Annotated in this window: 19 protein-coding genes and 1 pseudogene; 7 read left to right on the plus strand and 13 right to left on the minus strand. The window is 48.2% G+C overall.

Annotated features, from left to right (window positions below):
* Positions 1-190 precede the first annotated feature (190 nt).
* The 6 genes and pseudogenes from OR1_RS12860 (at position 191) to OR1_RS12880 (ending at position 4,054) form a co-directional block, all read left to right on the plus strand.
* Positions 191-601, plus strand: a complete 411-nt coding sequence (locus tag OR1_RS12860; RefSeq protein WP_041972294.1) for a helix-turn-helix transcriptional regulator — start codon at positions 191-193, stop codon at positions 599-601.
* A 185-nt stretch (positions 602-786) separates the two neighbouring features.
* Positions 787-936, plus strand: a pseudogene (locus OR1_RS22805) (type IV toxin-antitoxin system AbiEi family antitoxin domain-containing protein); the annotation flags it as partial.
* Between the two features lie 138 nt (positions 937-1,074).
* Positions 1,075-1,389, plus strand: a complete 315-nt coding sequence (locus OR1_RS22810) for a hypothetical protein (RefSeq protein WP_237754296.1) — start codon at positions 1,075-1,077, stop codon at positions 1,387-1,389.
* Complete coding sequence (locus OR1_RS12870; RefSeq protein WP_041972297.1) at positions 1,386-2,312, plus strand: nucleotidyl transferase AbiEii/AbiGii toxin family protein; 927 nt, start codon at positions 1,386-1,388, stop codon at positions 2,310-2,312. Before OR1_RS22810 ends, OR1_RS12870 begins: the two co-directional genes overlap by 4 nt.
* Before the next feature lie 106 nt (positions 2,313-2,418).
* The gene (locus OR1_RS12875; RefSeq protein WP_041972298.1) at positions 2,419-2,640 is read left to right on the plus strand and encodes a DUF1653 domain-containing protein; all 222 of its coding nucleotides are present in this window, start codon (positions 2,419-2,421) and stop codon (positions 2,638-2,640) included.
* 229 nt (positions 2,641-2,869) lie between these two features.
* Entirely contained in the window at positions 2,870-4,054 is a 1,185-nt protein-coding gene (locus tag OR1_RS12880) for an MFS transporter (protein WP_041972299.1), read from the plus strand.
* Between the two features lie 11 nt (positions 4,055-4,065).
* Here the strand turns inward: OR1_RS12880 and OR1_RS12885 are convergent, their stop codons facing one another.
* The 3 genes from OR1_RS12885 to xseA form a co-directional block, all read right to left on the minus strand.
* On the minus strand, positions 4,066-5,028 hold the full coding sequence (locus OR1_RS12885) for a D-2-hydroxyacid dehydrogenase (RefSeq protein WP_041972301.1): 963 nt from the start codon (positions 5,026-5,028) through the stop codon (positions 4,066-4,068).
* 68 nt (positions 5,029-5,096) lie between these two features.
* Positions 5,097-5,315, minus strand: a complete 219-nt coding sequence (xseB, locus tag OR1_RS12890; RefSeq protein WP_041972302.1) for an exodeoxyribonuclease VII small subunit — start codon at positions 5,313-5,315, stop codon at positions 5,097-5,099.
* Entirely contained in the window at positions 5,308-6,753 is a 1,446-nt protein-coding gene (xseA, locus tag OR1_RS12895) for an exodeoxyribonuclease VII large subunit (RefSeq protein ID WP_041972303.1), read from the minus strand. Before xseA ends, xseB begins: the two co-directional genes overlap by 8 nt.
* 237 nt (positions 6,754-6,990) lie before the next feature.
* Here xseA and OR1_RS12900 point away from each other — a divergent pair, with 237 nt between their 5' ends.
* Positions 6,991-7,476, plus strand: coding sequence for a hypothetical protein (locus tag OR1_RS12900; RefSeq protein WP_041972305.1), 486 nt, complete (start codon positions 6,991-6,993; stop codon positions 7,474-7,476).
* Positions 7,477-7,527: 51 nt separating this feature from the next.
* Here OR1_RS12900 and OR1_RS12905 read toward each other — a convergent pair whose 3' ends face one another.
* From OR1_RS12905 to OR1_RS12950, 10 genes are all read right to left on the minus strand, one after another.
* Positions 7,528-8,085 (minus strand): thermonuclease family protein, encoded by a 558-nt coding sequence (locus tag OR1_RS12905; protein ID WP_041972306.1) that lies wholly within the window; start codon positions 8,083-8,085, stop codon positions 7,528-7,530.
* A 33-nt stretch (positions 8,086-8,118) separates the two neighbouring features.
* On the minus strand, positions 8,119-8,394 hold the full coding sequence (locus OR1_RS12910) for a hypothetical protein (protein ID WP_041972307.1): 276 nt from the start codon (positions 8,392-8,394) through the stop codon (positions 8,119-8,121).
* Between the two features lie 233 nt (positions 8,395-8,627).
* A complete protein-coding gene (locus tag OR1_RS12915; RefSeq protein WP_041972308.1) occupies positions 8,628-9,242 on the minus strand; it encodes an HAD family hydrolase in 615 nt (204 codons plus the stop codon).
* Between the two features lie 55 nt (positions 9,243-9,297).
* Positions 9,298-10,257, minus strand: a complete 960-nt coding sequence (locus OR1_RS12920) for a GSU2403 family nucleotidyltransferase fold protein (RefSeq protein WP_202812054.1) — start codon at positions 10,255-10,257, stop codon at positions 9,298-9,300.
* 77 nt (positions 10,258-10,334) lie between these two features.
* Positions 10,335-10,640 carry a GIY-YIG nuclease family protein gene (locus OR1_RS12925; RefSeq protein WP_041972311.1) on the minus strand — a complete coding sequence of 102 codons (306 nt, stop codon included), beginning with the start codon at positions 10,638-10,640 and terminating at the stop codon, positions 10,335-10,337.
* 56 nt (positions 10,641-10,696) lie between these two features.
* Entirely contained in the window at positions 10,697-10,978 is a 282-nt protein-coding gene (locus OR1_RS20925) for an isoprenylcysteine carboxylmethyltransferase family protein (RefSeq protein ID WP_052440439.1), read from the minus strand.
* A 213-nt stretch (positions 10,979-11,191) separates the two neighbouring features.
* Entirely contained in the window at positions 11,192-11,965 is a 774-nt protein-coding gene (locus OR1_RS12935) for a SagB/ThcOx family dehydrogenase (protein WP_041972313.1), read from the minus strand.
* The gene (locus OR1_RS12940; RefSeq protein ID WP_041972314.1) at positions 11,962-12,144 is read right to left on the minus strand and encodes a hypothetical protein; all 183 of its coding nucleotides are present in this window, start codon (positions 12,142-12,144) and stop codon (positions 11,962-11,964) included. Before OR1_RS12940 ends, OR1_RS12935 begins: the two co-directional genes overlap by 4 nt.
* A 70-nt stretch (positions 12,145-12,214) precedes the next feature.
* Positions 12,215-13,324, minus strand: a complete 1,110-nt coding sequence (locus OR1_RS12945; RefSeq protein ID WP_202812055.1) for an ATP-binding protein — start codon at positions 13,322-13,324, stop codon at positions 12,215-12,217.
* A 136-nt stretch (positions 13,325-13,460) separates the two neighbouring features.
* Entirely contained in the window at positions 13,461-14,723 is a 1,263-nt protein-coding gene (locus OR1_RS12950) for a M48 family metallopeptidase (RefSeq protein ID WP_041972406.1), read from the minus strand.
* Positions 14,724-14,732 lie beyond the last annotated feature (9 nt).

Here is a 14,732-nt window from a genome sequence, read left to right on the forward strand (position 1 = left end):
AGAAATAACCTGTAATCCCTTAACAGGGATCTATAGCCGCTTAAATTCAATGGCTGTGCGCGCATGTTGCGCAAATGGCGGCTCTGTGATATTAAATAAAGTGCTGTTTAAGCTATAAAAATAGATAAGCTGAACTAAAGTTTATTAGCAGGCAAAGTGTCTGCAATTGGATAGGATTGTGGGGGATTATATGGCGGAGACTATTGACCTTAAGTTCGTTACCAGAATGAAGCGCCTTCTTTCGAGAGCAGGAAGCGCAGAGAAGTTGGCTCGATTAACAGGATTGTCTGCTAGTATCATTGGCAGATATGCTGAGGGGAAAGCTGATCCGGCAAGAAAACGACTTATTGCAATTGCTGAGGCTTCAGGGTCTACCGTTGAATGGCTTGCCACAGGGAATGTATTGGATGGAAAAGCTAAGACTGCATTGAAGGATGTTGTAATTGCTGTCGATAAAATATGTCAAAATGAAAATATAGTTCTTGATCCGTCCAAAAAAGCAGACCTTATAATTTTCATATTTGAAGAGATGGTAGAGGATTTAAAGACAATAGAAGATTTGGAAAGCAAAATCGTTCAACTTGCGTCTTTTGGAAGGTAACAGCATATTTCGGCGAGCTTTCAGAGTAGATTTCTCACATTTCATGGGTCTTGTCACTTGTGCTTTCATCCCGCTCCACTGAATAGAATGGGAATTTTCGCTGATGTAGTTAAATATTTCTTGATTGTTCCAATTACTAGGTATATGTTTTTTTAATACTACTTTTTGGAACATAAGACGGGACTATGTACCATACAGCGAAACAAAGACTCCTTGATCTTTTCGACAAACAAATCGTGATTCGCTCCCGCGACCTGGACCAATACAAAATTTCTCGCATTGAGGTCAGTCGACTCTGTAAGCGTGGAGTAATCCAGCGAGTCGGACGCGGCATCTATCGGCTAGTAAACGCTGAGATCACAGAACATCAAACTCTTGCCGAGGTTGGCAAAGCGATCCCTAACGGTGTAGTCTGCCTCCTTTCCGCACTTCGTTTTCACGATCTGACAACACAGGCCCCATTTGAGGTCTGGATGGCTATCGACGTCAAAGCCCATCTCCCCAAAACTAATCTACCGATAAAATTCGTCAGATTTTCAGGATCAGCGCTTAGTGATGGTGTCGAAACCCACAGAATGGATGGTATGGAGATAAAAGTTTACTGCCTTGCCAAAACAGTAGCTGATTGCTTCAAATACCGGCATAAAATCGGACTGGATGTTGCCCTGGAAGCACTCCGTGAATGTAGGAAAAGTGGTCGTTGCTCAATCGATGACCTCTGGCGGTATGCAAAGGTCTGCCGGGTTAGCAATGTCATGATGCCTTATATAGAGGCGATGACCGTATGACACAAATTCGTGGTAAAAATATCGCTGCTTCAGTTCGTCAGCGATTGCTTGACCAGGCAAGGGCAAAACGAGTCGATTTCAATCTGCTTCTCACCCGTTACGGACTGGAAAGGTTTCTCTATCGCCTGGGGCGATCAGAATACAGGGAGCGCTTTGTTCTGAAAGGGGCAATGCTTTTTCCGTTGTGGGGCGTTGTCAGTTACCGTTCGACACGGGATGTTGACCTGCTTGGCTATGGAGATAGCGAGATCGAGGCGCTGGTTACGGTTTTTCGTACAATCTGCCAAACAGAAGTGGCAGATGACGGGATCACGTTTGATCCGGCGAGTGTCAAGGCTGAAGACATCAGGGACCTGATGGAATATGGCGGCACGAGACTCAATATCAATGCAGACCTTGCCGGCGCCCGCATTCATCTGCAAGTGGATATCGGTTTTGGCGATGTCATAACACCATCAGCAGATTCTGCCGAGTACCCAACATTGCTTGATCACCCGGCTCCATCCCTGCGAGTATATCCGCGGGAAACGGTAATTGCTGAAAAATTCCAGGCAATGGTTCACTTGGGCATAGCCAACAGCCGTATGAAGGATTTCCATGACCTGTGGGTGCTTGGCAGTCAGTTCGATTTCAACGGCAAGACATTGGCAACGGCACTTGCGCGAACCTTTGAGCGGAGAAATACGCCGTTGCCGCTCGAACTGCCCCTGGCACTGACTTCAGAATTCTTTGCCGACATTCAGAAGATCAGACAATGGAAGGCCTTTCTCAATCGAACCGGTCTAACTGTAGAGGTTGAATTGGCTGAAGTTGCGTCATTTATAGCCGGCTTTGTTATGCCGCCAATAGAAAACTGCATTCTAGGCAAAGAATTTAATGTGGTCTGGCAAGCTGGGGGCCCTTGGCCTGCCACGTATAAGTGATATTACCCAGAGTGCCGGGTGGATATACCAATCCCATAAATTATATGGATAAAATCAACAATAATAGTCATTTCCATGTATTTGATGACATAACAATGGAGAGAATATGCAGAATAAACTTTCGCCGGGGCTATACCGGCATTACAAGGGGGGCGAGTATCAGGTAATCGGCACTGCCCGTCACAGCGAAACAGATGAACTGCTGGTCGTCTATCGCTGCCTTTACGATAATGACTCGCTCTGGGTAAGACCGCTGGTAATGTTCATGGAGACAGTAACTGTTGACGGAACAGAGGTGCCGCGCTTTGCTTATTGCGGAAGTGAATAACAAGAAGAGAGTATCGATTGAACATCGCGTCAAGGTATATGCTCTGTTGCACCGGGCTTTCACTGGAAGCGACTATGAAGTGTTGCTTGTGAAGCAGTTGCACGACAAAGCCAGAACCATCCACAACTGGGTCTGTACGTTGTGACGGCAATAACGAGAAGTTCCTATTATGGGAACTTTTCGAATGGCAATCACTCTGTATCTGCATATTAATCTCTGACAGGTATTCATGGCAAAAGACCAACCCTCGCTTACCCCGTTTCTGATGATCTGCCTGATCGGCTTCCTCTCTTTTCTAAGTTCCTATCTTCGCATGCCGGTTTTGCCTCTGTATGCCGCTACCCTGGGAGCCGGGCCGGCAGAGGTTGGGGTTATCAATGGCGCTTATCTGTTGACAGCCGGCTTGTTTTCCATACCTTCCGGTCTCCTGGCCGACCGTATCGGGCGCACCCTGCCGATCGTCGTTGGAATAGTTGCCATGGCCATTTCTTCGCTACTGATACCGTTGTGCAGTTCGCCGGTCCAGATGGCTGCGGCCTATGTTCTCTTCGGAGGCGGAATAGCGGCTTTTGGCCCGAGCATGCTTTCTCTGGTGGCAGATGTTATGCCGTCAGGACGCCTTGGACAGGCGTATGGTTGGTACACTTCCGTTATTTACGTGGCTATGACCGTAGGTCCAGCGGCAGGAGGTTTTCTTGCAAAGAGTATTGGCCTGCGAGAAGTCTTCATCATATCGGGGTCAGGCTCTCTGGCAGTTGCTTTTCTTGCATTATTTTTTCTGCCCAAGAGTCCCCCACGGCACAGATCGGATATGCACTCAGTACTGACGGCAAGTTTTGAATTGCTGCACAACCAGTGGTTGATCTCTTGTCTCATCGCAACCGTAGGCAGTTGCGTAGCCTTTGGCGTATTTTTCACTTTCCTGCCCCTATATGCAACTTCGTGCGGATACGATCCGGCACAGGTCGGAATGCTGTTTGCCGCTCAGGCCCTGACAAATGTGGTTAGCAGAATACCTATTGGATTTGTTGCTGACAGGATTGATCGTCGGTTGATAATAAACGCCGGATTGTTCTGTATTGCGGTGGCACTGATAGCAATGGGGCAGACCGTGCAACTGATCCCCCTGCTCATATGTTCCATTGTCCTGGGTGCGGGTATGGCTCTTGCCTATACGGCAATCGGGGTTTTGATAGCCGAGCAGGTGCCGGCAATGCAGCGGGGATTGGCAATGGGGATGTACAACAGCTGTATTTTTCTTGGGATGATGACCGGCTCAACCGTTATGGGAGTGGCGTTGAAAAAGATCGGGTATCCCCTTGGTTTCGCCATTTCCGGTGGAGTGGCCCTGATTTCGCTGGTATGGTTTGCCTCGATGTTACGAAAGGCGCAAAGAGATACAGCACCGCGTTAACTTTGAACATGCTACGGTGAGTTTACTACGTTGATCGGCGCTCCGGCCAAAAAGGCCGCGACATTGCTCGTTACAGTTTTCATCATTCTTTTCCTGGCTGCCAGTGATGCCCAGGCGATATGAGGGGTCATGACGCAGTTGGCAGCTGTCAGGAGCGGATTATCGGCCACCATCGGTTCTACCGTCACTACGTCAAGCCCCGCCCCGGCAATAACGCCACGGTTTAAAGCATCGGCCAGATCGGCTTCGTTTACCAGCCCACCGCGAGCAACATTGATGAAGTAAGAGGTTGGCTTCATCCCGGCAATGAGTGAGGCATTGACGAAGCCGGTGTTCTCGGGTGTCTGCGGGCAGTTGAGGCAAACAACATCCGCATTTGAGAAGAGCTGCTCCAGCGGCATGAATGTGACGGGAACCGGCCCGGGATCGGATGGAGTACGCGGGGAATAGGCAATCACCTTCATGCCGAAGGCAGATGCAATACGGGCAACTGCACGACCGATGTTTCCATAGCCGACAATTCCAATGGTAAGGCCATACAGTTCCACAATTGGCATTTTGCTGAAGGAATAATCGGGACAACTTACCCACTCGCCCGCCTTTACAGCTGCATTATGCAGTCCGGCCCCGGTGACCAGCTCCAGCAGCAGGGCAAATGCTGTCTGGGCGACTGATTCGGTCGAATAGGCGGGGATGTTCGATACCGGTATCCCCCGCCTGGCCGCCGCTTCCACATCAACATTGTTGTAGCCGGTTGCCAGAACAGCGATAAAGCGCAGCTTTGGCAGTGCAGTGATGATCTCTTCAGTCAGCTTGACCTTGTTGGTGAGGATGATCTCCGTATCGCAACACCGCTCCAGCAATAGATCAGCAGATGTGCGATCATAAATGCGACAATCAGCGAGAGCCTCTAGCGATGACCATGGGTTATCGCCGGGATTTACTGTATAACCGTCCAGAACTGTGAGTCTCATAAATCTATCCTCCACACAACAGCAACAAATCAATAACAGCCGCGGACAGATGTACTTCTCTGCATTTTTCAGGCGGCTGAATTATTGCTTTCCAGCTTCTTGAAAACATCCGTCACCTTGATCTCAACCTCTTTCAGTTTCTGGTCAAGCTCAATAATGAGATCCACTCCATTTGTAACATCTTCTGCAAGCTTATCGATAGGCGTATCAGAGTTGTCGAGACTAGTCAGAATCTCGTCCAGCTTAGCTACCTTTTGTTCATAGGAAAGCTCATTGGGATCACTCACCTTTTTTCTCCTTTGCGGTCACTTCGCTAATTATTAGTCCATCTGCAAAATGCGCATATATTTTCTCTTTTTCACTTACATCATTGATAGATCGGACAAGGTACCCATCCTTCCGATGAACTATAGCATATCCTCGTTTAAGAACATTTTTCGGGTCTGAAGCCTTTAAGGTCGCCATCTTCTCATACAGACTTTTTCTCTCAAGGCTTAATCGTCTCAGAAAACGGTCCCGGTCAAAACGACTCTTCATTCCACAAAGAGTATTGTTGGTGCATGATAAGATGGATTTTGTCCGCAATTCGAGACTATGTCTTTTGAAGATCAGCCTCTCCTTATGATTTTGAATCAAGGAAAGCGGCATGGCACGCAGCCGTTCTCTTCGTTTCTCGTTCGTAATCTGTTCTGTGGATATACGGACTTGCACTCGATGTCTCAGTTTCTGGGCACGTTCAAGTAATCCACTTACAGTCACATCCAACAGTTTTCGTGATCCTTGATATATTCCAGTTTTCGCTCTCTCAATATGGTCTTTACCGATTTTCAAGCGGTAAGCCCAGACTGTTTTTAATGTATTTGCCGACTCGTCCAGTTGTCTGCGCATTTGGACGAAACGGGCAACAAGTTCCTCTGCTGCAGCGGTCGGGGTCTTGAATGCTTTATTTGAAACGTAATCCAGAACGCTCGTATCAATTTCATGCCCAATACCGGTCCATACGGGGATGCTGCTGCTAGCGATATTACGGGCAATCGGTTCATTGTCCAATGAGTATAGATCCGTCTTGCTGCCGCCACCCCTTGCAATCACTATCAACTCAACATTGATACTCCTCAGCTTATCGAGCGCCCGAAGGACAGACTTCTCGGTTTGCTCCCCTTGCATCATGGCATCGGCCAGATAGATCGCGAAGCCATATCCTGAAGTTGTAAGAGTTTGGATGAAGTCATTGTAAGCGGCGCTACCAGCGCTGGTAATAAGTCCGATTTTCAGTGGAAGCATTGGTAGAAAACAATCTTTGTTCGGTTGAAACAATCCTTCTTTTTGCAGCCGTTCTATGATCTCGCGCTTCTTGAGTTCCATTTCCCCCATTGCGATTGCCGGGTCTGCATCAATCACTCTGAGAGATAAACCATATTGCGGACTGTACTGGAGAGAACAGAGAAATCCAACGACAGTTCCATCGATCAACACAAGATCCATATTGGATGTATTAAACAGTTCCCGAATACTGGTAAGTTCTCGCTGCCAGATAGTACAGGTTATTTTAGCGACGATCTTTCCATCGGCGCCTGTCTCGATGAGGTCGCAGTAGAATGCCCCACCTCTTTCACGCCCAGACGCTATTTCAGCCTTAACCCAAAACTGCTTGGATATCGCCGGTTGTAACAGCACCGTGATGCGTTCCGTTATTTTAGAGAGAGGGAAAAATCTTTTATCCATAAGGGGTGCAGGTAATACCTTACGTATTTAGAGAAAATGGGCACCTAAAAGATTGCATGCATAGCAATGTATCGAACAGGCTGGACAAACCAAATATTCCGTTCGACAGAGTTAGCAATTTACATAATTCGAGAGGGGATGAGTTTTTTTGTGCCGGGAAACATGGATTTTCTCCTTTACACCCCCTTAGAAAATCTCGACAATCGAATAAAGATCTTTGAATCAAGGAGATGGCCTATGACAACTGCCAAAAGTTTTATTGCATTATCCGAGGAAGCAGCACGTGATTCCAACTTGCCGAAAAAACTGATCCAATATCTTGCAAATAATGAGCATATCGAACTTCCACTTCGTCCCATGGACAATATAGGATTGTTTTATATACATAAAATCTGGCAAGATAAGGAATTTGCTATTAAAATGTTAGAGAATTTCACCAAAAAACAACGAATGTTGATGATCCGTGATGTTGGGACAAATAAAATTGAGCGGTACATTTTAACCCGATTTATGCGCCAATATGCTAATAATCCTGAGAGAAAGTTGTATGTATATGATGTCGCCGGAGAAGTGATGAGACATTTTAACCTCCCCCAGCAACATACAACAATGATTGCTAAATTGACCGAGAAGATCCGGAACCGCGCGTACAAGCAGGCAAAAGACCCGTTTAAGTTGAATCAGTACATGGATATTGCCAGCCCCTCAAAATCAAAGATTTAGACTGATGAGGCTGTCAGCCATCCGAAAACTAAAGGGTTCATATTTGTTACATTACAGATGCTTGTTATTTTTCAACCTCTTTCTGAACTCCCACGGAGGTTGAGGATTGTTCTGTTGCCACAATCCAAGCCTCTTACCACGAGCAGCATCTTCAAGTCCTATATACTCAGACCGGTACGGGGTATCCAGATACTGCCTGTAAGCCCAGGCATACCCTTCTGCAACCATCTCGGCGTTTATGCTCTTGCCACTCAATTTGACGATCCCCACGGCACGCTTGTACTGGTCGATTGCCATAATATCTATTGTGACATTTTTCCGGAATAGCTTGGAATTTAGGGCTTGATAGGCCTCTTCACCATAAGGCTGTCCAGGCTTACTGACATGGCCGGTCTTTTTGTTGCTCTTCTCTGTTTCTGGGGCATCGATACCGTACAACCTTACCTTGACCTTGGTTTTCAGGCTGTCCTGTATATGGATGGTATCACCATCAACAACTTTGATTACCATTCCATCTATGGAGCGAATCGGGCCCTTGGCGAGAGAATATGCTGGCAAGAGTAGTATTGCCAGTAGGGGTAGGATTAATTTTGTGAACGGTCTAGTCATCATATCTCCATTACAAGTGGGAGGATGGTCAGTTTATTGAATATATTTATTTTCACTGGCACTTATGCCTAAATCAGATGACAGTTTTTCAGCATCAATTGGCTTCTCAACTTTCGTGTCAGTTACTGGTTTATGGCGATCATCTACAGAAGCCAGAAGTTCAACTTGCAAGGTGTCATCCTCTGATAACGCATTTAGATCATCTTCCAATGATTTGGCTTTCTTCCTCTTATCTGCTGCATAGGCAATACTGCCAACAAGCAATAAGGCAACTGTGAAGGTAAGAATAGGCACGTATCTTTTTTTCATGACGCGACTCTTTCATGTAAGGAAATCAACAGGAGTGTACTTTATCACGATTACAGAACTGGATAGAAAAAAAGTGCCCCTACGCAGGAGGGAGCATAGGGGCCATGAAGGAGGAAGATTTTTTGTTGGTCTTCCTGATTACTGAATAAGCGAGATCAGTGCCAAGTCGTATGCCTTGATTTATATAAGTTTTTTGAAACTGCATACCAAGGAGCTGTATTGTTCGTGAACAATTATGACAGATAGATTGCCAGATCAGCCAGTGACGTTACTGCGAAATCAGTAAATTCGGGCCAGATCATACCATCCGGTCTTCCGACATGCACCGTGGATGTCCCGGCAACTTTCCCTGCCTGCAGATCAAAGAGATAATCCCCAACCATTACCGCATCGCCTGGATCAGCTCCCCACCCGGAGAGAATCCGGTGAATTCCTGTGGGATCAGGCTTTGGAGGAGCTTCAGAGCGACCCAGAATATTTTCGCGGGTGAAATATCCGTCTGCACCTATTGCGTTAAGAGTAAGCAGGGCAATCTCCCTGTCGTTCCTGGTCAGTATCCCGAGCCGTGCTCCAGATCCGTGAAGTCTTTCCAGTACATCCAGAGCACCGGCTGACGGCTGTGCCTTCCTGGCAAGGTCGAGCTCGATCTCCTGTAAACGGGTGTGGCGCTTGAAAGCTTCAGGTTCAGGCAGGGAATCGAGGTGCCCAAGAATGTCTGCTCCGGGAGGGATATCCAGTTCTCTGCAGATGAAAGCAAAGTCATGCACCGGTACGGTCAGGGTACCGTCAAGGTCAAAGATCCAATGCGATATTGACTTGAGTTTATGTGAGATGGGGGAGAAGTGCATTAATTTCTAGCTGGTCAGATAAAATATTGAAATTAATCATATTCCAACTGCTTTCTTATTGAGCTGATTCCTTGTGACCCAGCAGATAATCTTCTATCAAATGTTCCACAATATCAGCCTGCAATAAATCCCTTCTTTTCTTAAGTTGATCACGATCTCCCTGCTCGGCTAACCATCTTTTTACCGTCACAAACATATTTGGCGATACGGTATTCATCCGCGCCATTTTCCCCGTTTCAGAAACAATAATCTCTGTGAACTTCGGGCAGTTAACAAATGAATCCCCCCGATTGATTTCGACGGCGAACAACTCATTTTCTGCGTCAGTGAGCCTGACAGGATGCGGATCGTCGCCTGTTTTGAGTCGTCTGACAACATCAACTTCGAAGCCTTTACTGTTTACCGCTGTATAGAGTTGTCCATCTCTTCGCTCAAATGTTTTGTCGATTTTTTTAAGCAATCCGAGGAATGATGTTCCAATATCGTCCATGCGGGATACAAATTTTATGCGTTTCCTTACATCCCAGAGAAGATCGACGTCAATGGTAGCCAGGGCGGCTGGATCATGTATCATGATGCCTGCCGCTGCTTCATAGGCATAGAGTGAATGCGTGCCAATCACCGTAAAATATTCACTAATACCTGACTCAACCAGACGGTTCAGAATATCAACCAGCATGTCCGGGGCTCGTCCAACTCGAAGAGCCTTGTTGATGCGTCGCTGTTTTTCCAGTTCTGCACGAAGATCACGAATTCTTTCGGTAGCCATATTTTTTCTGGAGATGAAATCATGATAAATCGTTTCAGTTTTTTCAGATCTTGGACCAAGGCTTTTTTGCGCCGAAGATACCGAAGTTCGAATCAGATACTCAGAACCGCTCTGTTCTCGCCAGATCATACCTCCACGCACTTCTTTGAGCTTTTTACAGGCTCCCTCATAAGCCGTGAAAACCGATCTGGCGTTAATATATTGTCTGGTTGCGTCTCCGGGCAATTCAGATATTTTATTTTTCAATGTTTTTTCCATAAATGGATATTACTTTGAAAATACAATAATATCAATGATATTTATTAGTGTCCAACCACTTTGCATCAATTATGCATTCCTAGGTTCTTAGCCTGTTGCAAAACCAGTCCTTTTTCTGCTTCCATTGACTGTTGTAACACCAGCATATGCTTTTCTGCGCGATTCATGGTTTTGATCTGCAATTCTCTCCTGGAAGCTGATGAGCGATCGTGACCCCCTTCGAGGAAGATCACTTTCAGTGGGTTCCGTCCCCGGAAATACTTTGCTCCCCTACCCTCTTCGTGCTGGCGGAATCGTCTTTCAACATCTGTAGTAATCCCGGTGTAGAGGGTGTCATCTGAACACTCGATGATGTAGACCTGCCAGTTCATCCACTGCTCCTGTACCTTGAGGCTCCATACAGAGCCATTTCGCCTTGCAAGTGATTTCAGAAAATGAAGGGAAGCAACTTCTTTACCCGCTTCCTGTATGTGACGTATTCTGGGAACTTCTCCACCAGCAGACGCTCTTCATACCCGGACTTGACGTCAAAAAAGATGAAAAGCAGCACCGCATACCCGATTGTCAGAAAACTGTTTACCCATAATCCCCACCCGAAAGCGATGAAGATGATGCCGCTGTAAATGGGATGCCGCACTAACCGGTAAGCACCGGTTACTACAAGCGTCGCACTGTTCTTCGGTACCGGCAGTGGAGAGATTCCTGCCAAGGTTTATCACTCCGATAGTTGCAAGTATGGAACCTGACACCAGCAGAACAGTTCCTGCAACGGATGCGATCAATGCAAAAGGAGGGGGCCAAGCATTCATCCCATGAACAGTGCTCGGTCCGAACGCGAGCAGTGCAAACAGCACTGTCTGGACAAGCAGATATCCCCATCCACGAGATCTTTTTACACATAGACCCATACCTGGAAAATGACTCACCGTATTTTTGAAACCTTCCCGACCGGGGCCATGTAGATAACAAACTCATCGACACCATCCACTCCCAGCAGATCATCGGCAAGGGTCTGATTGTAGGCTGCGATGGCGCAAGTACCTGCACCAATGGCTTCGCACGCAAGGTACAGGTTTTGGCAGACGTGTCCGGCATCAAGGGCGATGACCTTGTAGGATGCCTCTGCATACCGCCATTCTGTCCGGGTCGGAATGACCGTCCAGATGAACGTAACCGCTGCCTGCCCGGCGAAACTCTGACCGTGAGTGGCTGCCGTCAAGTACGCAGGCAGGTTATTGATGTCTCGTTCAAGCACTATGGAGTGATCAAGGGGCAGGTAGCGGTATATGCCGCTCTCTATTCCTTCTACCCTGTTGATGGCAAGATAGGTTTCAAAGGGGTGTCGGCATCCGGCGGAAGGAACCGTTCTCAGGACTGCCGCTTCGTGCAGTTCTTCCCTGACACCCTGGGTCGACCAGAGGAGAAATGCGAGTTCATCAAGAGAAAGTGAGTCTGCGGTAAACCGGCGATGGCTTTCACGGTTGGCAATGGCGCTCTGCAGCTCACACTGCGGGACAGCCCATGATTCTGGATCTGGAAGCCTGATAATCGTACTGTCAAGAGATACCGGTTTCTGGATTGGGGGAGGTCTCACTCCACGGGATTGGAGCGTTCCCCGAAAATCCACCTCTTCCCTGATCCGGTCGGTCAGGAAGTATCTGCCGCTTTCCGTGGAGATATTCGGGATTCGTTTCATCTGGCACCAGCTTCTGAACATATTTCTGCAGAATCAGCAATCTCATCTATCCAGTAGGTCTGTTTGTGATGACTGCGCGTCAAATCTGCCAGGCGGCTCTCAGCAATGGTTTTGCTAGCAAACTCTCCCACAAGAAACCGGTTGCCGTTGTCGTCCTGCCGCCACAACTGCCATGCCATTACATCAACTCCTTAAGCCAGAACTGCATGGAGTGATATCAGCCTGCAGGCTTTCCGGACGGGAACTGTTTCATCCGAGCAAACCGTCCATATGTCTGAACCCCAGAATCCGCAGGCCGTTGCTCCGCTCCTGGTCTTCTTCCCCGCCATAGACAACAATTCCTGGAGATGCCTGGGGATTGAGTCTGCGGTAATAGTCGATCCCTTTCCACGAGTCCGACTGAATAGTTGCCCCTGATTTGACCTCAATAGGAGTGATCCCGGCAGCGGTTTCATGGAGCAGATCAACTTCATGCCCTGCGTTGTCTCTCCAGAAATACAGCTTAGGATCCCGAACCTGATTCAGTCTTTGCTTCATCAGCTCAGTAACCACAAAGGTCTCAAATAGAGCACCTACCAGGGGATGACTGGGAACCTGTTCTGCTTTTTCAATACCCAAAAGATGGCAGGCAAGTCCTACATCCCAAAAATACAGTTTCGGAGCTTTGATGAGCCGCTTGTTGAGATTGTTGTGATGCGGCTGCAACAGGGTGATTATGAAGCTTGCTTCCAGCAGCGACAGCCAGGAACGGGCGGTGTTATGGTTGATGCCGGCATCGGACGCCAGCGAACTGGCGTTCAGTATCTGCCCTGTCCTTCCGGCACACAGCCTGAGAAAGCGGGAAAAGAGCGACAGGTCCTTGATTGCCATGATCTCACGGACATCACGCTCCACGTAGGTGGTTACGTAGAATGAAAGCGCTTCGACAGGGTCGAGATTGTCGGCAATAATTCGCGGATAAAAACCTTTGAACAGCTGGTGAGGGAGGTCACCTTCGGAGAAGGTCGCACGCTCCGCAAGGCTGAACGGCAGGAGCTTCAGAATCGCGGTGCGCCCTGCAAGGGATTGCGTTACCGACTCCATCAAGATGAACTGATGACTACCGGTGAGGATGTAAGCACCCCTCAGCTCTGGTTTCGCATCAACTCGAACCTGAATTTCGGAAAGCAGTCCCGGCGCCCGTTGAATCTCGTCCAGTATTGCTCCGTCCCGTGCATGGGTATTCAGAAATCCCACCGGGTCGGTGATGGCAAATTCGCGCAGAGAGAGCTTTTCGAGCGTTACATATGGTTTGTTCGGAAAAGCCATTTTTGCAAGAGTGCTTTTGCCGGACTGCCGCGGCCCGATAACGGTAATCACCGGATACTGCCCGGCAAGTCGAACAAGGTGACTTTGTATGGTCCGTTGAATCAGCATGGATAGGAGTTTAGCAGTAAACCGTACAAATTGTCAAATACAACAGAAATCTGTACAGTCTGAGAAGATACTAAACTCCTCATTGCTTGCTCCCCTCCCAGGGGGAGACTCGTTGAAACCGCAAAGCACGCACCCGATCCACAACCGGTGGATGTGAGTAGTAAAACCCTGCATACAGGGGATGAGGGTGGAGGTTGGAGAGATTCTCGGCTGACATTTTGATCAGTGCTGAGGCGAGAGATTCCGGATCTCCGGTGATGGCAGAGGCAAACCGGTCTGCATCACGCTCATGACGACGCGAGAACCATGCAGAGATCGGAGTGAGAGGGAACATCAACAACGATGCGACGAACCCCAGAATTATCAGCCGGGCGAAAAATGATCCACTTTCCATTCCCACTAACCCGGGCAGACCTTCCCATTGCATCGCCTGCCAGGCGCACCACATCCCTCCAAGCAGCATCACCTCGGAAACAATCAGACGCTTGAGGATATGCCTCAGCTTCCAATGTCCGATCTCGTGGGCAAGCACTGCAACGATTTCAGCATGAGTCATCTGCTGAATAAGCGTGTCAAAAAGGACTATCCGTTTCACCTTGCCGATTCCGGTGAAATAGGCGTTGCTGTGGCGACTCCGTTTGGAGGCATCCATCTTCATGACCCGGCCTACCTTGAGACCAGCCTTTGCCATCATGGCAGAGATCTCTTCTGTAAGCCCCGGTTCATCGACCGGCTCGAATTTGTTGAACAGCGGCTCGATGACGTAGGGTGAGATGAACATCATGACAAGGGTAAACAGAGCCATTACCCCCCAGACCCAGAGCCACCAGTGCAGGGGGCTCCATTCAATCAGCCAGAGCGACGCGGAGAGTATAATCGCTAGAAAGAGTGAGCCGATGAACTGCGATTTGAGCAGGTCAGTGAGCCATAGCAAAGGAGTTGTGGTGTTGAACCCGTGTCGTGCCTCGACCACGAATGTGCCGTATAGAGTGAACGGCAGTTCCAGAATCGTCTGAACCCAGGTCAGGATCAGGAAGAAGAGCAGGCCCTGCACGATGAAGGAGTCGCTCACTCCGGATATAAAGCTGTCGTACAGCGGAAGGACTCCTGCGAAGAGAAAAAGAACCACCAGAGCATTATCAAACAGAGATTCCCATAGCCCCAGACGGCTGCTGTCGAGGGTATATGCCGTTGTCTTTGTCAGAGTCTCCTGACTTATTGCATCGCTAAAACCGTCCGGGATAGTAGCCCCGTGCTGCTTGAGATGTTGCAGGTTGATCTGTCGCAGCCAGTAGGTGAATGTGGTTGTAACGGCAAAAAGAAGTAATAGGGATATTTTCAGTGGCAACCT

It is taken from the genome of Geobacter sp. OR-1, from assembly GCF_000813145.1.
Lineage (GTDB): Bacteria > Desulfobacterota > Desulfuromonadia > Geobacterales > DSM-12255 > Geoanaerobacter.